Source organism: Streptomyces sp. BV286, assembly GCF_019090165.1.
In the GTDB taxonomy this organism is placed as follows: Bacteria; Actinomycetota; Actinomycetes; order Streptomycetales; family Streptomycetaceae; genus Streptomyces.
In genome coordinates this window covers 1-17,353 of the sequence record NZ_JAHRIB010000203.1, presented here as the reverse complement: position 1 = coordinate 17,353, position 17,353 = coordinate 1, and the positions used below count along the sequence as shown (strand labels likewise).

General features: G+C 70.3%; 12 protein-coding genes and 1 pseudogene. 4 read left to right on the top strand and 9 right to left on the bottom strand.

Annotated features, from left to right (window positions below):
* Positions 1 to 12 precede the first annotated feature (12 nt).
* Positions 13 to 1,029, bottom strand: a complete 1,017-nt coding sequence (locus tag KUF83_RS37455) for a zinc-dependent alcohol dehydrogenase family protein (protein WP_217459515.1) — start codon at positions 1,027 to 1,029, stop codon at positions 13 to 15.
* Between the two features lie 170 nt (positions 1,030 to 1,199).
* On the opposite strand from KUF83_RS37455, the pseudogene KUF83_RS37450 reads away from it, so the two are divergent.
* Both KUF83_RS37450 and KUF83_RS37445 read left to right on the top strand, forming a co-directional pair.
* Positions 1,200 to 1,454: pseudogene (locus KUF83_RS37450) on the top strand (helix-turn-helix domain-containing protein); the annotation flags it as partial.
* A gap of 53 nt (positions 1,455 to 1,507) precedes the next feature.
* On the top strand, positions 1,508 to 2,377 hold the full coding sequence (locus tag KUF83_RS37445; RefSeq protein ID WP_217459514.1) for a helix-turn-helix domain-containing protein: 870 nt from the start codon (positions 1,508 to 1,510) through the stop codon (positions 2,375 to 2,377).
* A 146-nt stretch (positions 2,378 to 2,523) separates the two neighbouring features.
* On the opposite strand, the gene KUF83_RS37440 is transcribed toward KUF83_RS37445, so the two are convergent.
* The 7 genes from KUF83_RS37440 to KUF83_RS37410 form a co-directional block, all read right to left on the bottom strand.
* Complete coding sequence (locus KUF83_RS37440) at positions 2,524 to 3,768, bottom strand: MFS transporter (protein ID WP_217459513.1); 1,245 nt, start codon at positions 3,766 to 3,768, stop codon at positions 2,524 to 2,526.
* A 163-nt stretch (positions 3,769 to 3,931) separates the two neighbouring features.
* Entirely contained in the window at positions 3,932 to 5,095 is a 1,164-nt protein-coding gene (locus KUF83_RS37435) for an XdhC/CoxI family protein (protein WP_217459512.1), read from the bottom strand.
* A 174-nt stretch (positions 5,096 to 5,269) separates the two neighbouring features.
* Positions 5,270 to 7,465, bottom strand: a complete 2,196-nt coding sequence (locus KUF83_RS37430; protein ID WP_217459511.1) for a xanthine dehydrogenase family protein molybdopterin-binding subunit — start codon at positions 7,463 to 7,465, stop codon at positions 5,270 to 5,272.
* On the bottom strand, positions 7,462 to 8,442 hold the full coding sequence (locus KUF83_RS37425) for a xanthine dehydrogenase family protein subunit M (RefSeq protein ID WP_217459510.1): 981 nt from the start codon (positions 8,440 to 8,442) through the stop codon (positions 7,462 to 7,464). Before KUF83_RS37425 ends, KUF83_RS37430 begins: the two co-directional genes overlap by 4 nt.
* Before the next feature lie 12 nt (positions 8,443 to 8,454).
* Positions 8,455 to 9,117 carry a (2Fe-2S)-binding protein gene (locus tag KUF83_RS37420; RefSeq protein WP_217459509.1) on the bottom strand — a complete coding sequence of 221 codons (663 nt, stop codon included), beginning with the start codon at positions 9,115 to 9,117 and terminating at the stop codon, positions 8,455 to 8,457.
* 393 nt (positions 9,118 to 9,510) lie between these two features.
* Positions 9,511 to 10,731, bottom strand: a complete 1,221-nt coding sequence (locus tag KUF83_RS37415) for a metallophosphoesterase (protein ID WP_217459508.1) — start codon at positions 10,729 to 10,731, stop codon at positions 9,511 to 9,513.
* A gap of 195 nt (positions 10,732 to 10,926) precedes the next feature.
* Positions 10,927 to 12,405, bottom strand: a complete 1,479-nt coding sequence (locus KUF83_RS37410) for a non-reducing end alpha-L-arabinofuranosidase family hydrolase (protein ID WP_217459507.1) — start codon at positions 12,403 to 12,405, stop codon at positions 10,927 to 10,929.
* Positions 12,406 to 13,020: 615 nt separating this feature from the next.
* On the opposite strand from KUF83_RS37410, the gene KUF83_RS37405 reads away from it, so the two are divergent.
* Positions 13,021 to 14,451: an endo-1,4-beta-xylanase gene (locus KUF83_RS37405; protein ID WP_217459506.1), complete on the top strand. Its 1,431-nt coding sequence runs from the start codon at positions 13,021 to 13,023 to the stop codon at positions 14,449 to 14,451.
* A 103-nt stretch (positions 14,452 to 14,554) separates the two neighbouring features.
* A complete protein-coding gene (locus tag KUF83_RS37400; protein ID WP_217459566.1) occupies positions 14,555 to 15,859 on the top strand; it encodes an RICIN domain-containing protein in 1,305 nt (434 codons plus the stop codon).
* 475 nt (positions 15,860 to 16,334) lie between these two features.
* On the opposite strand, the gene recA is transcribed toward KUF83_RS37400, so the two are convergent.
* Positions 16,335 to 17,353, bottom strand: a 1,019-nt coding sequence (gene recA / locus KUF83_RS37395; protein ID WP_217459505.1) for a recombinase RecA, incomplete at its 5' end; no start/stop codon positions are given.

Below are 17,353 nucleotides of genomic sequence, written 5' to 3'. Positions count from 1 at the left end.
CGGTTCACGGGTTCAGGGCGTCAGGAGGGCCTTGATGGCGCGGCGCTCGTCCATCGCCCTGTAGCCCTCGGCCACCTGCTCCAGCGGCAGAGTGAGGTCGAAGACCCTGCCCGGGTCGATCCTGCCGTCCAGGACACGGCCGATCAGGTCGGGCAGGAAGCGCCGGACCGGGGCGGGGCCGCCGCGCAGACCCACGTGCGAGAAGAACAGCTCCTGGCCGTCGATCGCCACGTCGTGCGGGACACCGACGAAGCCGACGCTGCCTCCGGGCCGTGCGCAGTGCAGGGCCTGCCGCATCGACTCGGACGTGCCGACACACTCCAGGACCGAGTCGGCGCCGATGCCGTTCGTCAGCTCCTTCACACGGGCGGCGCCTTCCTCACCGCGCTCGGTGACGATGTCGGTCGCGCCGAATTCGACGGCCAGCTTCTGGCGGGAGGCGTGCCGGCTCATGGCGATGATCCGCTCGGCGCCGAGTTCCTTGGCGGCGATGACACCGCACAGGCCGACCGCGCCGTCACCGACGACCACCGCGGTCGAGCCCGGGCCCACTTCGGCGGCGACGGCGGCGTACCAGCCGGTGCCCATCACATCGGAGACGGCCAGCAGGCTGGGCACCAGATCGGCGGACGGGTGCTCGTCGGTGGCGACGAGCGTGCCGTGGGCGTGGGGAATGCGGACGTAGTCGGCCTGGCAGGTGCTCATGAACTCCCGGTGCAGACAGCTGGACTGCCAGCCGGCCAGGCAGTTCGGGCAGGTGTTGTCCGAGGTGGCGAACGAGCCGACCACGAACTGGCCCGGCTTGACGTTGGTGACCTCGCTGCCGACCTCCTCGACGACGCCGACGTACTCGTGCCCCATCGGATGGGGCTCGTCCACCGGCTCCGCGCCGCGGTAGGGCCACAGGTCCGAACCGCACACGCAGGTGGCGACCGTCCGGATGACGGCGTCCGTCGGACGGCTGATCCTCGGATCGTCCAGCTCCTCGAAGCGCACGTCGCCGGGGGCGTGAATGACTGCTCCGCGCATGATGGTGCTTCCTTCGGTACGGGGACGGAGAGCCGCAGCCGGAGTCGGGAAAGGCTGCTCACGATCGAGCCTCACACGCGGGAGCGGGCGGGAAAAGCGGAGGAACCTCTCCCGGGAGAGGAACATCCAGGGAGGAAACTCTCCCCCCTTCCGCAGGTGCGATCGATGCAATGCTGGGAAGCATGACCAGCAACGCCACCCTCGATGAACTGGGCGAATTGCTCAGGAAGCGCCGCGCGGAGCTGAGTGCGCGCACGGTGGGGCTGCCGGGGACGGGTGGGCCGCGCCGGGTGGAAGGGCCGTGCCGGGAGGAGGTCGCCCAGCCGGCCTCGATCGGCACGGACTACTGCACGAGGCTCGAACAGGGCCGTATGCAGGCATCGGCTCCCGTCCTGGACACCCTCGCCCGGGTCCTTCATCTGGACGACGACGAGCGGGTCACCGACTATTGCCCGCCGGCCTCGTCAGGATGGGAAGCATGACCAGCAACGTTCCTCTCAATGAGCTTGGTGAATTCCTCAAGAAGCGCCGGGCGGAGCTGAGTCCGCGCACGGTGGGGCTGCCGGAGACGGGCGGGCCGCGCCGGGTCGAGGGGCTGCGCCGGGAGGAGGTCGCCCAGCTGGCCTCGATCAGCACGGACTACTACACGAGGCTGGAGCAGGGCCGTATGCAGGCGTCGGCTCCCGTCCTGGACACCCTCGCCCGGGTTCTGCATCTGGACGACGACGAGCGGGGCTATCTGTTCCAGCTCGCCGGGAAGACCACCACCCGCACCCGGCGTCATGGCAGGCAGAAGGTCCAGCCGCAGCTGCAACGCGTGCTGGACGACCTCACCGCCACCCCGGCCATCGTGCAGGGGCGGCGCGGGGACGTCCTGGCGTGGAACGCGCTGGCGGCCGCGCTGGTCACCGACTTCTCCCAGGTATGGGAGAAGCACCGCAACTACCCCCGGCTCATCTTCACCGATCCGGCGATGCGCGGCCTGTACGCCGACTGGGAGAGCTCGGCGCGGATCGCCGTGGCGCAACTGCGGATGGAGGCGGCCAGGTATCCCGAGGACCCCCGGCTGGTCGAGCTGGTCGGTGAACTGTCCACGCGTGACCAGCAGTTCGCACAGTGGTGGGGCGACCACAAGGTCGCCGCCCGCACCGTGGGCACGAAGACCCTCAACCATCCGGTCGTCGGCGAACTCGTCCTGGACTGGGACACCCTCACCGCCAACACCGACCCCGACCAGCACCTCACCGTCTGGACCGCCGCCCCCGGTTCCCCCACCCACGAGCGGCTGCGCATCCTCGCCTCCTGGGCCGCCGAGCAGAACCTGTCGCCCTCCTCGTCCCTCCGCTGACCGCGGCCCACGCCGACCGACGGACTTCCGGTCATTCCCGGGAGCGATGGCGTGCCGACCCGGCAGCGCCCCGTGCCGTGCCGTGACCTCACATGCCGACGGCCCACGAGCGGGACACGCTCATCGAGCCGGGGACGGGCACCGCGTCAGCCGACGTCCTGCGTGCGCGCCCCGGCCGCCTGGTCCGTGGCCGTTCCCGGCCGGGGCCGGGGTGTCTCGGCACGGGTGCCGTGCATCAGCGCGAGGGCGGTCAGTGGTACGAGGGCCAGCGCGGCCGCCACCGTGCCGACCAGCGGGGGTCCGGCCTGCCGCAGCGGTGAGGTCAGGGCGATGCCTGCCGTCCAGGAGCCGACGGCGATCCCCACGTTGGGCGCCGCTCCGCTCAGGCCCGAAGCGAGGGTGGGCGCGGAGCCGGCGAAGCGCAGGGCCAGCGCGCCGAGCGCCGGGGTCGCGGCGAAGCCGGTCACCCCCAGGAACGTCACCAGGGCCATGGTCGTCACGGGACTCGTGGACAAGACGGTCAACAGCAGCAGGGCCAGCGTGGTCGTCGCGGTGGCCGTGAAGAGGGTGGCAAGGGGCCGACGGTCGCCCAGGCGCCCGCCGACCGTGGTGCCGAGCAGGGCGCCCAGACCGTAGCCGGTCAGGACCATGGGTACGGCCCCGGCGGGGACGCCGGCCCGCTCGGTGAGCAGGGGCGAGATGTAGCTGTACGTCGCCAGGACACCGCCCATCAGCAGCGTCATGGCACTCAGCGTCAGCCATACCCTCCCGTCCCGCAGCGCGGCGAGCTCGGCCCGAACAGAAGGCGCTTCACGCCGCTCGTCGGCAGGTATGAACCGGCCCACGACTGCCGCCGCGACGGCTGACAGCGCGGCCAGGACCCAGAACGGCCCACGCCAGCCCGACAACTGTCCGAGCCACGAGCCCAGCGGTACCCCGGCCACGGTGGCCAGGGTCAGGCCTCCCATGAGCATGCCCAGGGCCCGTGACGTCGCTGCCGGTCCCGCCGCGGTCGTCGCCACGACCGCGCCGACACACCAGAAGGTGCCCGTGGCCAGCGCGGTCACCACGCGGGCCGCGACCACCAGAGCGAAGGACGAGCTGAGCGCGGCGGCCAGGTGGCCGAGGGAGAAGACGACGAGCGCGAGGATCAGTGTGGAGCGCCGGGGCAGGCGCAGCGTCGCGATGGCCATCGCCGGTGCCCCGACGACCATGCCGGCGGCGAACACGGTGATCAGCAGACCCGCGCGGGACACGCTGACCTCCAGATCGCCGGCGATCTCGGGGAGCAGGCCCGCGATGACGAATTCGGTGGTGCCCATGAGGAACGTTCCGGCGGACAGCACCAGGACGACGAAGGGCAGCCTGCGGCTGCCGGGCGGGGACGACATGCGGTGGCACTCTCATTTCGGGGCGACTTTCGGGGCGACGTGCGACCGCCGCGGTGTGGGGATGCCGAGAACATCGCACCGCACCGGCGTTCTGCGACGGGGAGGAACCTCTTCCCGCTTCGTGGCAGAACGGCGAGCGGCCGAATCCCCGGCAGCCGCCGCTTCACGGACAGGGAACCGCTGATGCGCCGTGCGGCGATTCGGCCCCCCGAGTGGGAAGCGGCCGGTGGATCGGACCGGTGGCCTGTGACAGGGGCAGGCCCGTGCCCCGGCTGGTGTGGGCGATGATCTCCGCGGTGATGGACACCGCGGTCTCCTCGGGTGTGCGGGCCCCGATGTCGAGGCCGATCGGTGAGCGCAGCCTGGCGAGCTGCTCCGCGCGGACGCCGGCCTCCCGCAGGAGGCGAAGGCGTTCGGCGTGGGTGCGCCGGGACCCCATCGCACCGACGTAGCCGACGGGCAGATCGAGCGCCCGGCGCAGCAGGGGGATGTCGAACCTGGCGTCGTGGGTGAGGACGCAGACAGCGGTGCGGGCGTCCACGTCGGTGCGTTCCAGGTAGCGGTGGGGCCAGTCGACGACGACCTCGTCCGCGTACGGGAAACGTGCGGCGGTGGCGAAGACGGGGCGGGCGTCGCAGACGGTGACGTGGTAGCCGAGGAAGGCCCCCGCCCGGCTGAGCGCGGCGGCGAAGTCGACGGCGCCGAAGACCAGCAGACGCGGGCGGGACGCGTGGACGTGGACGAGGACGGTCAGAGGTTCGGGGCAGCCGTCCCCGTCCCCGCCGACCGTGACGCGGGCGGTCCGCCCGGATCGCAACAGGGCCGTGGCTTCGTCCGCCACCAGCTGGTCCGCCGCTCCGTCGTCCAGCGTGCCGTAGGTGACGCCGCCGCCGGCGAGGACGCTCAGGGTCGAGCCGAGGAGGTCGCGGGGGCCGTCCACGATCTGTGCCACCGCGGCGGGCCGTCCCTGGACGACCTCGCCGAGGGCCGCGGCGAGGTGTGGCTGGGCTGCGGGATCCATGTGCTGGACGAGGACGTCGAGTTCTCCGCCGCAGGTCAGGCCGACGGCGAAGGCGTCGTCGTCGGAGTAGCCGAACCAGGCCCGCTGGGGGGCGCCCCGGTCGCGCAGCACCTGTCGGCACAGGTCGTAGACCGCGCCCTCGACGCAGCCGCCGGAGATACTGCCGACCGCGTTGCCGTCCGCGTCCACCGCCACCGACGTTCCCGCGGGCAGCGGTGCGCTGCCGGTGACGTCGACGACGGTGGCCAGGGCGAAGGGGCGGGCTTCGCGGCACCAGCGGTGCAGTGTCTCCGCGATGTTCAGCATGAACGGGTCCTTCGTGCAGGGGGCGTGGGCGGGCCGCCGCCGCGTCGCGGGGGAGCGTCAGCACACGGCGGCGGCCCCGGAAGGTCCGGCAGCCGGACGGGGGGACCGACTGCCGGACGATGACGGAGTGGCCCGGGCCGCTGGGTCGCTCCGCAGCGGCCCGGGCCACTCTGCTCAGAGCAACGCCTCGGCAGTGATGGGCAGTTGACGGACGCGGCGGCCGGTGGCGTTGAAGACCGCGTTGCCGATCGCGGCCGCCACCCCCACCTGGACGACCTCGCCGAGCCCTTTCACCCCCAGTGCGTTGCCCGCGTTGTCCTCGCCGTCCAGGTAGATCGCCCGGACCTCGGGGACATCGGCGTTCACGGGCACGAGGTAGTCGGCGAGGTTGGCGTTGACGATCCGGCCGTCGCGGTGGTCGGTGACCGTGTGCTCCAGCAGGGCCGTGCCGATGCCGCCCACGATGCCGCCGATGGCCTGACTGTCGGCGAGCTTGGGACTGATGACGCGGCCCGCGTCGTACACACCGAGCATCCGCCGCACCCGCACCAGACCGAGCGTCGCGTCCACCGCGACCTCGGCGAAGGTCGCGTTGTAGGCGGCGTAGGACTCCCGCTCGGGAGTCGGCGGCCCGGTGTAGTCACCGCGGGCCTCCAGGTGGGAGCGGTCGTTACGGGCCAGCAGTCTCCGGTAGGTCTCCCCGCGCGCCGGGCGGCCCTGCACGTGCAGTCGGCCGCCACGTACGACCACGTCGCCGGCGTCCACCCCGTACAGCGGCGACTCGCGGTCCTCGACGGCCAGTTTGATCGCCTGCCTGCGCACCTGGTCGCATGCGTCGACGACGGCGGAGCCGACGCTGGCCATGGTCGCCGAGCCGCCGTGCGGCCCGGTCTGCGGATACAGCGAGTCGCCGAGCCGGAACGTGACGGCGCGCACGGTCAGTCCGAGCGCGTCCGCGGCCACCTGGGTCTGCGAGGTGTAGGTGCCCGGGCCCATGTCACTGGTGGCAGACTCGACCACCGCGGTTCCGTCGGCATCCAGACGAGCCCTGGCCTGCGCCGGGAAACGCCCGGGATCGTAGACCCCGGCAGCCATCCCCATGCCGATCAGCCAGTCCCCGTCACGCGTCGAACGGGGCTCGGGGTTACGGCGGTCCCAGCCGAACTCCCGGGCACCGACCGTGTAGCACTCACGCAGCCGGCGGGTGGAGAACGGCAGGTTCTTCCCCTCGTCCTCGGACGGCTCGTTGCGTCGGCGCAGCTCGATGGGGTCGATGCCGACCTTGTGCGCGAGCTCGTCCATGGCCGACTCGATCACGAACGACGCCGACGCGAACCCCGGCCCGCGCATCCAGATCGGGGTGTTCACGTCCAGCGGCACCGTCCGGTACGCCTGGCTGACGCCGGGCATGCTGTAGAGCATCTGCCCCGCGAGCATGACCGCCTCGGTGAACGTCTCGTACGACGAGGTCTCGGCGTCGATCCGGTGGACCGCGGCGGCCAGCCGGCCGCGCCGGTCGCTGCCGAGGCGCAGCCGGTACTCGTAGGAGGGCCGGAAACCGGTGCCGAAGTACATCTGCCGACGGCTGAGCACCAGCTTGACCGGGCGCTTCGTCTCCCGCGCGGCCAGGGCGGCGACGATGGTGTGCGGCCAGCAGCGCAGCCCGCTGCCGAAGCCGCCGCCGACGAACGGGTTGATGACGCGCACCGCGTCCGCGGGCAGGTCGAACACCGCGGCGATCTCGTCGTGGGTGCCCATCACCCACTGTGTCTTGTCCCAGACGGTCAGCTTGTCCCCGTCCCAGCGGGCGACGGTGGCGTGCGGCTCCATCGGGTTGTGATGGTTGCGGGCCAGCTGGTACGTCAGGTCAAGCCGTACCGCCGCGTCGCGCAGGCCGGATTCCGCGTCGCCGCGCGCGTAGTCCGTCGGCTCGTCCGGCTCGGCCGTGTGCAGGTCGGTCGACGGACGCTCGGCGTCGTAACCGACCTCGACCAGGCTCGCGCCGTGCTGGGCGGCCTCCAGGGTGGTGGCGAGCACGACGGCCACCGGCTGACCGTGGAAGAGCACCTTGTCGTCCTGGAACACCCGCAGCCTGCGCCCGGGCATGTTGTTCGAGCCGGCGTTGTCGCGGTACGGCAGCTTCGGCGCGTTGCCGTGGTGGATCACCCGCAGCACCCCAGGGTGCTTTTCGGCGTCACGGGTGTCGATGGAGGTGATGCGGCCACGTCCGATGCTCGCGTCGACGATGACGGCGTGCACCGCTCCGCCGACGTCGAACTCGGCGGCGTACAGCGCCTTGCCGGTGACCTTCAGCCGGCCGTCCACCCGGGACAGCGGCGCACCCACGGCGGCCTGCGGCTGAGGACTCACTTCGTACCTCCTACGATGCGCAGCTGACGTTCCACGGTCCGCTGGAGCAGTTCGACCTTGAACCGGTTGTGGGTGAGCGGGCGGGCCCCGTCCGCCGCCGTCCGGGCAGCGGCCGTCCACAGGGCCGCGGAGGGGCGCTCGCCGACGAGGTGTTCCTCGACCGCGGGCAGCTTCCACGGCACCGTGCCCACCCCGCCGGCGGCGACTTTCGCCTCCCGGATCACCCCGCCGCGCACGTGCAGGGCGACGGCCGCCGAGGTCAGGGCGAACTCGTACGACTGCCGGTCACGGACCTTCAGATAGCCCGACCTCAGTGGACGGGTGAGAGCCGGGATCTCCACCGCGGTAATCAACTCGCCCTTTCTCAGGGCGTGTTCACGGTCGGGAGTGCTGCCGGGCTTGAGGAGGAAGCCGGCGAAGGGCACATGACGCTCCCCGTCCGGGCCCAGCAGGTGCACGGTCGCCTCCAGCGCGGCGAACGCCACCGCGACATCCGAGGGGTGCGTGGCCACACAGCGGTCGGAGGTGCCGAGGATCGCGTGGGCGCGGTTGTGGCCCTCCCGCGCGGCACAACCCGAGCCCGGATCACGCTTGTTGCAGGCGGCCGTCACGTCACGGAAATAGGTGCACCGGGTGCGCTGCATGATGTTGCCGCCGATGGTGGCCATGTTCCGCAGCTGGGCCGAGGCGCTCAGTTCCAGCGACTGCGAGATGACGGGATACAGGGCGCGCACCTGGGGGTGGGCGGCGGCCTCGGTCATGCTCACCAGCGCGCCGATGCGCAGACCTCCGCGCTTGGTGGCCGTGACCGCGCGCATCGGCAGACCGGTGATGTCGACCAGGGTCTCGGGGCGTTCGACGGTCTCCCGCATCAGGTCGACCAGGGTGGTGCCGCCGGCGATGTAACGGCCGCCGTGGCGGCCCGCGTCGAGGGCTTCGCGTGTGTCGGACGCCTTGGTGTATGTAAAGGGGTGCATGGTGGCCGCTCCTTACTTCCGGCCCGCGGTCTGTTCGACCGCGCGCACGATCTTCACGTAACAGCCGCAGCGGCAGATGTTGCCGCTCATCCACTCCCGGATCTCCTCCGGGGAGCCGGTGTGGCCCTCCTGGATGCAGCCGACGCCGGACAGGATCTGGCCCGGTGTGCAGTAGCCGCACTGGAAGGCGTCCTGCTCGATGAACGCCTCCTGGAGCGGGTGCAGTTGGTCCCCGTCGGCCAGGCCCTCGATGGTGGTGACCTCGGCACCTTCCAGCCGCACCGCGAGCGTCAGGCAGGAGTTGACCCGATGCCCGCCGACCAGGACCGTGCACGCGCCGCAGGCACCCGCGTTGCAGCCCTTCTTGGAGCCGGTCAGGCCGAAGTGTTCGCGCAGGAGATCCAGCAGCGAGGTGCGGTTGTCGACCGTCACCGTCCGCCGGGTGCCGTTCACCGTCAGGGAGACGCGGCTCGCGGGCGACGCCTCGGCTGCGGACGCCTCGCCCGGACCGGCGAGATCGGTCCCTGCGATCAGACCGCCCGCGACGACGACACCACCGACCGCGGTGGTGGTGGCGATGAAAGTACGCCGACTGGGGGCTGCCGGAGCGGACTCACCGGCTTCTGTGGGGGGTGCGGGGGGTGCAACGGCCGGCTCGGGGGGTTCAGTGGGCATGGGTACGCCTTCGCATCGCGGACGGATCATGCCGCACACTGCGGCACGGCAGGAGGCGGGACCGGCGTCGCGGCGGACCTGGAAGACCGTGGGGATCACAGCCGCGGCCGGTCACGCCGGAAGTGTGGCACCACCGGTGACGCCCGTGGCAGGGAGAGTTTTGTCCCCCGATGCTCTTCTCCCCCTGAGGCTGAGCCGGGGTGTGGTCGTGCGGGGCCGGCTCCGGTGGCGGCACGCGGGTGGGCGGTGCAGGTCGTCGGGCCCGCAAGCCGAAGGCCCTCTCCGGCGGTCAGCGCCGGCCTGTCGCGCCTGCGTCCCCCTCGCGCCGATCTGGCGACGGCGCACCCCGCGGCACGTGCACCGCTCCGAGCGGATGTGCCGGCCCGCCCGGTGCTACGGCGAGGTGGGCAGGTGCGGGGAGCGGAGCACGAGGAGGGTGATCTCGCTGGGGGCGAGGACGCGGAACGGCGGGCCCCAGAAGCCGGTGCCGCGGCTGGTGTAGAGGAGGGTGCGGGTGCCGTGGCGGCTGAGGCCGGCGAGGGCGGGCTGGTCGATGCGGACCAGGTGGTGGAAGGGCCAGATCTGGCCGCCGTGGGTGTGGCCGGAGAGTTGGAGGTCGACGCCGTCGGCTGCCGCCCGGTCGACGAACTTGGGCTGGTGGGCCAGGAGCAGGACGGGTAGGTCGGGGTCGGCGCCGTTCAAGGCTCCGGCGAGGTGTGCGCGGTGGCCTGGTAGGCCGGAGGACTCGGCGGTGACGTCGTCCACGCCGGCGACCACGAGGGTGTCGCCGCCGCGTTCGAGCAGCAGATGGCGGTTGCGCAGCGGCTCCCAGCCGAGCTCGTTCATCAGGTCGACCCAGCCCTGGGCCTCGGTGTAGTACTCGTGGTTGCCGGTGACGTACACACGGGCCCGGGTGGCCCGCACGGTACCGAGTGGGGCGGCCTGGGCGCGGCGGCGTTCGGCCGTGCCGTCGGCGATGTCGCCGGTGTGGCAGACCAGGTCGGCTTCCAGCGTGTTCACCGTCTCGCAGACCCGCTCCGACCAGCGAGTGCGATCGAGCGGGCCGTAGTGGGTGTCGGTGATGAGGACGACGCGAAGTCCGTCCAACCCGGCGCCCAGCCGCGGGAGTTGCACGTCGAGTCGGCGCACGCGCGGCACGCGGCGGGCTTCGGCGTACCCCCAGGCGAGGAGGACGGCGGTGGCGGCGAGGACGGTCCACGTGACGATTCGGGCCCGGTCCTGACTCTCGCCGACGCAGGCCAGGGCCAGGGCGAGCCGCAACGGGACGCCGAGCAGAAGGGACCAGGAGAACAGAACCCAGCTGGCACCCAGCAGGGTGTCACCGACGATCGCCGCCACGTCCTGCTGGCGCCGGCCGTGGCCGCGCACCATCGCGAGCGGCATACCGGCGAGGCCGAGGACGAACAGGGCGGTGCCGCCCAGCGTGACGGGCAGCGGCCAGTGCTGGCCGGTGTGCAGGAGCACCCAGCAGGGCACGGCCCACAGCAGGACGGGGGCGATCAGGGGGAGGTAGCGCATCAGGCGGTGCAGTCGGTTCTGCCGCGGAGCCCCCGCTTCGCTGTCGGTGGGCCGGGTGTTGCTGGTGTCGGTCACGCTTCCCTCCCTGACCGGGCTGCCGTCTCGCGCACTGTATCCGGTCGTCCTGGAGCCGACCGGACCGGTGAGCGCTGCCCGACCCGCGCTCCATCGCCGCACGAGCGCCGACGTGGACGCGTGACCGGGCGGACTCGGCCTTGCGCCGAGCCCGCCATGCCGGCTCCGCACGGGAGCCGGACCGGTGTCACGCCATCAGCGCTGCTGTGTCAGCAGACCCGGCCGGTAGGGCCAGTGGCCGTACTCGCCGCCGGAGTTGGGACTGCGTCCCTGGTAGAGGAACTGCAGGTTGCAGGGATCGACGGTGAAGGTCTGATCGGCGGTGGTGCGGATCAGTTCGCCGTGGCTGATGTCGTTGGTCCAGGTGGCGCCGCTGTTGGCCTTGCCTGCGAAGGGGTTGCTCTCGGTCGCGGCCTGAGGTGTCCAGGAGCCGTTCAGGCTCGTGGCCGTGAACGAGCGGAAGTAGCGGCCCTGTGAGCCGATCGCCTCGACGATCATGAGGTAGCGGTCCTGGCCCTGGAGCTTGTAGACCTGCGGGGCTTCGAACAGGTTGTTCGTCGTGTCGCTCATGATCGTTGTGTAGTTCGAGCCGAAACTGCTCGGGAAGTTCCCGATCGGCATGCTGGCCCGGTAGATCTTGCCGTTGTCACCGGCGAAGAACAGGTACATGTTCTGGCCGTCGGCGATGAGCGTCTGGTCGATGGGGCCGGTGCCGGAGCCGGTGATGCTTCCGGAGAAGAGCACCTGCTGTGCGGACCAGCCATTGGGGTTGGAGGGGTCGCTCGACGTCCGGTAGGAGAAGGCGCTTCCACCTCCCCACTGGTAGGCGAGCACCCAGATGTTCTTCGGCGCGAAGTAGAAGAGCGTGGGTGCCACGACGGAGTTCGACATCGTGTTCTGGCTGGCCGAGGCCATCTCCGGCCAGTTGCTGAACAGGCCGAAGTTCATCGAACCCCAGCCCGCTCCCGTTCCCGCGGCGCCGTGCGTCGTCGCATAGACGAGATGCCTGCCGTTGTAGGGGACGACGGTGAAGTCCTTGAGCGAGGCCCACCCGGCCTTGGGCTGCGCCAGCGCGCCCGTGGACGTCCAGCGGTAGGTCGACGGGAGATTGCACGAGCCGGGAGGGGTGGCGCCGACCTTGACGAGCTGCCACTGCTGGTTGGTGCCGCCCCAGTCGTCGTACTGGACGATGTTCGCGTTGTCGGCGGTGGAGCCGCCCTGTACTTCGAGAGCCTTGTTGCTGTGGCGCGCGATGAACCGTACGTAGCCGTCCGAGCTGTCGGCCAGCCGCCACTGCTGGTTGGTGCTGTTCAGGTCGGACCGCTGGACGATCGCACCGCCGTTGACGGTGGACCCGGTGTCGACGTCAAGCACCTTGCCGGAGTGGCGGGACTTGATGCGGTAGTTGCCGCCGCCGGAGTCGACGAACTGCCACAGCTGCTGGTTCTGGTCGTTCCTGGTCCACTGGGTGATGCGGGCGCCGTCGTTGGTCGCCAGGTTGTAGACGTCCAGGGCCTTGCCACTGTTGCGGTTGACCAGCACATACGAGGCGTTGGGGTCGACGGTCGCCGCGGCGGCGGGCTGGGCACCGAGGAACGTGGCCACGAGCAGCAGCGGCGCAAGAACGGCGAGTATGCGTCTGGGGCGGACCGGGGACGGGTGGCGAAACCACATCAGAAGGCCTCCTTGGGGGCGGGGTGGGGTGCCGCCGATGAACCGCGGAGCGGCCGTACCGGGAGCAGAGACAGTCTCGAAACTTTCGAAGACCTCTCCGAACCTTTGACGCCACAAGCTAAGAATGCGGGGCCCGCCGGTCAAGGTCTGTCGCCGATCTGTCCACAAACAGTTCCTCCCGGCGGCGCTCCGGAGGTAGGTGATTCGGCTCGCCATTCCAAGGCCTGCACGGGGGAGGGGAGTTGACTCAGCGGCAGCTGCCGCTCGTCGAAGTGTCGAAAGATTCGAGCGACGAACAGAAACTTTCTCTGTGGTGAGTCTTGACGATTCATCGTCAATCCCTCAATCATCCCTCTCTGAGTGGCCGACCGCGGTTCGGTATTCCGAACGACGTCACCCTGAGTACCTGCGCAGCACGGCAGATCCACGCACAGCTGCACTGCAGATCCGCGCACCGAAGCACCTGCGCCACCTCGTTTCGTTCCGGTGAGGCTCGTACCAGCGCGTCCTGGCTGTTCGCACAGCGGAGAGGTACGCGACGCCTTCCCCTGCGCTTCTGTCCTCTGTCCTTCCGTCCTTCCGTCCTTCCGTGATTCCTACTCTGGAGGCACAGTCATGGGCTCGTATGCCCTTGCCAGACCCGTTCTCCGCCGACAGATCCGCAGCCTGCTGCTGGCGCTGCTCGTCGGCGTCCTCGGTGCGGCCGCCGCACTGGTCGCGCCGCCGACGGCACACGCCGCCGAGAACACGCTCGGCGCCGCGGCGGCGCAGAGCGGCCGCTACTTCGGCACCGCCATCGCCTCGGGCAGGCTCGGCGACTCGGCGTACACGACGATCGCGGGCCGTGAGTTCAACTCGGTGACGGCCGAGAACGAGATGAAGATCGACGCCACCGAACCGCAGCGGGGCCAGTTCAACTTCACCGCCGGTGACCGCGTCTACAACTGGGCGGTGGCGAACGGCAAGCAGGTGCGCGGCCACACCCTGGCCTGGCACTCCCAGCAGCCCGGCTGGATGCAGAGCCTCAGCGGCAGCACGCTGCGCCAGGCGATGGTCGGCCACATCAACGGCGTGATGGCCCACTACAAGGGCAAGATCGCCCAGTGGGACGTCGTGAACGAGGCCTTCGCCGACGGCAGTTCGGGAGCCCGGCGCGACTCCAACCTGCAACGCACGGGCAACGACTGGATCGAGGTCGCCTTCCGCGCCGCGCGCGCCGCCGACCCGGCCGCCAAGCTCTGCTACAACGACTACAACGTCGAGAACTGGACCTGGGCCAAAACCCAGGCCATGTACTCCATGGTCCGGGACTTCAAGCAGCGTGGCGTGCCGATCGACTGCGTCGGCTTCCAGTCGCACTTCAACAGCGGCAGCCCCTACAACAGCAACTTCCGCACCACCCTGCAGAACTTCGCCGCCCTCGGCGTCGACGTGGCCATCACCGAACTCGACATCCAGGGCGCGTCGGCCACGACCTACGCCAACGTGACCAACGACTGCCTGGCCGTGCCGCGCTGTCTCGGCATCACCGTCTGGGGTGTACGCGACACCGACTCCTGGCGACCGGGGGACACGCCGCTGCTGTTCAACGGCAACGGCAGCAAGAAGCCCGCCTACACCTCCGTCCTCAACGCCCTCAACGGCGGTTCCACGACGCCTCCGGCGGAATCCGGACCGGTCAAGGGCGTCGGTTCGGGCCGCTGCCTGGACGTGCCCGGCACCAGTACCACCGACGGCACCCAGCTCAACCTGTGGGACTGCAGCAACGGCAGCAACCAGCAGTGGACGTACACCGCTGCCGGCGAGCTCAGGGTCTACGGCAACAAGTGTCTGGACGCCGCCGGCACCGGCAACGGCACCAAAGTCCAGATCTACAGCTGCTGGGGCGGCGACAACCAGAAATGGCGCCTCAACTCCGACGGATCCATCGCCGGCGTCCAGTCCGGCCTCTGCCTCGATGCCGTCGCAAGCGGCACCGCCAACGGCACCCTGATCCAGCTCTACACCTGCTCGAACGGCAGCAACCAACGCTGGACCCGCACCTGATGGGACCCGCCGCGAAGAAGAGGGTGAAGCGATGAAGACCTACGGTGCGGCCTCCTCCTCCGCCCCTCCACCCAGACGCCGCTGGTGGTCCCGGGTCGCCGGCATGGTGGCGGCGACCCTGGCGATCGGCATGCTCGCGGTGGTGGATCCGGCGCCCGCCGCGGCGGCGACGGTGGACACCAACGCCTGGTACGTCCTGGTCAATCGCAACAGCGGCAAGGCGCTGGACGTGGCCAGCGCGGCCACCGCGGACGGCGCGCGGGCCGGCCAGTGGACGCGCAGCGACGGAACCAACCAGCAGTGGCAGTTCGTGGACTCCGGCGGCGGCTTCTACCGCCTCAAGGCCCGGCATTCGGGCAAGGTTCTCGACGTGGCCGGCGCCTCGACCACGGACGGTGCCGCGATCCAGCAGTGGACCGACCACAACGGAGCCAACCAGCAGTTCCGCCTGGCCGACTCCGACGCGGGCCACGTCCGGCTGATCAACCGCACCAGCAGCAAGGCGGTGGAGGTGCAGGGCGCCTCCACCGCCGACGGCGGCAACGTCGTCCAGTACCCCGACTGGGGCGGCGCCAACCAGCAATGGCAGATGATCAAACTGTCGTCCGGTGGCGGTGGTGGCGGATGCGGCAGCGCCCCGGCTCTGGCGAGCGGTACGCACACGATTCAGAGCGGCGGCAAGAGCCGCAGCTTCATCCTCAGGGTTCCCGCCAACTACGACAACAGCCGTCCCTACCGGCTGATCTTCGCGTTCCACTGGCGGGGCGGAACCGCCGGCGACGTCGCCTCGGGCGGCACGAGCGGGAACGCCTGGTCCTACTACGGCCAACAGGAACAGTCGAACAACGGCGCGATCCTCGTCGCTCCCCAAGGCCTCGGCAACGGCTGGGCCAATTCGGGCGGTGAGGACATCACCTTCGTCGACGACATGATCCGGCGTATCGAGGGCGGCCTCTGTGTCAACCCGGCACAGCGTTTCGCCACCGGATTCAGCTGGGGCGGCGGCATGAGCTACGCACTCGCATGCAGCCGAGCCAACGCCTTCAGGGCCGTCGCGGTCATCTCCGGTGCTCAGATCAGCGGGTGCAGCGGCGGCGCCCAGCCCATTGCCTACTTCGGAATCCACGGCATCAGCGACAACGTACTCGGCATCGCGCAAGGACGGTCCCTGCGCGACAAGTTCGTCGCCAACAACGGCTGCACCGGCCAAAGCCCGCGCGAGCCCGCGCCGGGCAGCCGAACGCACATCACCACCACCTATGCGGGCTGCCGTGCCGGATATCCGGTCCAATGGGCCGCGTTCGACGGAGGCCACATACCGGGTCCGGTCGACGGCTCCTCCGGCGAAAGCGGCGTCACCACCTGGACCAAAGCAGAGATCTGGAGGTTCTTCGCACAGTTCCAGTGACACGCCCGCCCGCACCACGGAGTGACACACCGGCACGCCCGCACCAAGGGTGGAGCCAGGATGATCCTGGCTCCACCCTTGCCATCCGGAGGAGATGGCCGGCCCGGCCCGAACCAAGCCGGCGGAGACCACAAGGCGCCCCCACTCCTGCGGAAGGCCCACGAGATGCCGATCTCCTCCGAGCCCCGTCCGGTGGGTTGCCTGGAGTCCAACGAGATCTCCAGGCAACCATGCCCGAAGTGCCCGGCATCCCCGACACGTCCGGCCGCTCCCGACCAGCCGGATCCTGACGCGGTCATCGAATCCTTGCCGAGCGCGGTGTCCTCTGCGCCTCGCCTATCGGCTGGTGTCGCCCGGATGCGCACGAGCACGTTCTCGGCAGGGAACAGGGACGCGAGCGGATCTGGGCCGTGGTGCACGCCGAGATGCTGAACATGTCGGAAGCCTGTCCCCGGCCAGGCGGCGCCCATGCCTGTCAGGCGGCGTTTCCCGCCGAGGTCCGGGCGGCACCAGGGACTGGGACGGCGCCCGTGTCCTCGGCGACTGCGGCCTTCGTCGGTGCTCCGATTCCGAGCTTCTCCAGGATCTTCTTCTCGATCTCGTTGGCGAGGTCGGGGTTGCCTTTGAGGAAGTTGCGCGCGTTCTCCTTGCCCTGGCCGAGCTGGTCGCCCTCGTACGTGTACCAGGCGCCGGCCTTGCGGACGAAGCCGTTCTCCACGCCCATGTCGATCAGGCCGCCCTCGCGGCTGATGCCCTGCCCGTAGAGGATGTCGAACTCGGCCTGCTTGAAGGGCGGTGCGACCTTGTTCTTGACGACCTTGACACGGGTGCGGTTGCCGACCGCGTCGGTGCCGTCCTTCAGGGTCTCGATACGACGGATGTCGAGCCGCACCGAGGCGTAGAACTTCAGGGCCCGGCCACCGGTCGTGGTCTCCGGCGAGCCGAACATCACGCCGATCTTCTCGCGGAGCTGGTTGATGAAGATCGCGGTGGTCTTCGACTGGTTGAGCGCGCTGGTGATCTTCCGCAGGGCCTGGCTCATCAGACGGGCCTGCAGACCCACGTGCGAGTCGCCCATCTCGCCCTCGATCTCCGCGCGCGGCACCAGGGCGGCGACGGAGTCGATGACGATGAGGTCGAGAGCGCCGGAGCGGATCAGCATGTCCACGATTTCCAGAGCCTGCTCGCCGTTGTCCGGCTGCGACAGGATGAGGTTCTCGATGTCGACGCCGAGCTTCTTCGCGTACTCGGGGTCGAGGGCGTGCTCCGCGTCCACGAAGGCCACCTGGCCGCCGGCCTTCTGCGCGTTCGCCACCGCGTGCAGGGTCAGGGTCGTCTTGCCGGACGACTCCGGGCCGTACACCTCCACCACTCGGCCGCGCGGCAGGCCGCCGACGCCGAGTGCGACGTCGAGTGCGGTCGACCCGGTGGGGATGACCTCGATGGGCTCGTTCGGCCGCTCGCCGAGGCGCATCACCGCACCCTTGCCGAATT

What these genes read in the sequence shown, in the direction of transcription:
- KUF83_RS37440 (WP_217459513.1), bottom strand. Translation starts at nt 3,768, where the DNA reads ATGTCGTCCCCGCCCGGCAGCCGCAGGCTGCCCTTCGTCGTCCTGGTG.
- KUF83_RS37445 (WP_217459514.1), top strand. Translation starts at nt 1,508, where the DNA reads ATGACCAGCAACGTTCCTCTCAATGAGCTTGGTGAATTCCTCAAGAAG.
- KUF83_RS37435 (WP_217459512.1), bottom strand. Translation starts at nt 5,095, where the DNA reads ATGCTGAACATCGCGGAGACACTGCACCGCTGGTGCCGCGAAGCCCGC.
- KUF83_RS37420 (WP_217459509.1), bottom strand. Translation starts at nt 9,117, where the DNA reads ATGCCCACTGAACCCCCCGAGCCGGCCGTTGCACCCCCCGCACCCCCC.
- KUF83_RS37405 (WP_217459506.1), top strand. Translation starts at nt 13,021, where the DNA reads ATGGGCTCGTATGCCCTTGCCAGACCCGTTCTCCGCCGACAGATCCGC.
- KUF83_RS37425 (WP_217459510.1), bottom strand. Translation starts at nt 8,442, where the DNA reads ATGCACCCCTTTACATACACCAAGGCGTCCGACACACGCGAAGCCCTC.
- KUF83_RS37410 (WP_217459507.1), bottom strand. Translation starts at nt 12,405, where the DNA reads ATGTGGTTTCGCCACCCGTCCCCGGTCCGCCCCAGACGCATACTCGCC.
- KUF83_RS37400 (WP_217459566.1), top strand. Translation starts at nt 14,555, where the DNA reads ATGGTGGCGGCGACCCTGGCGATCGGCATGCTCGCGGTGGTGGATCCG.
- KUF83_RS37455 (WP_217459515.1), bottom strand. Translation starts at nt 1,029, where the DNA reads ATGCGCGGAGCAGTCATTCACGCCCCCGGCGACGTGCGCTTCGAGGAG.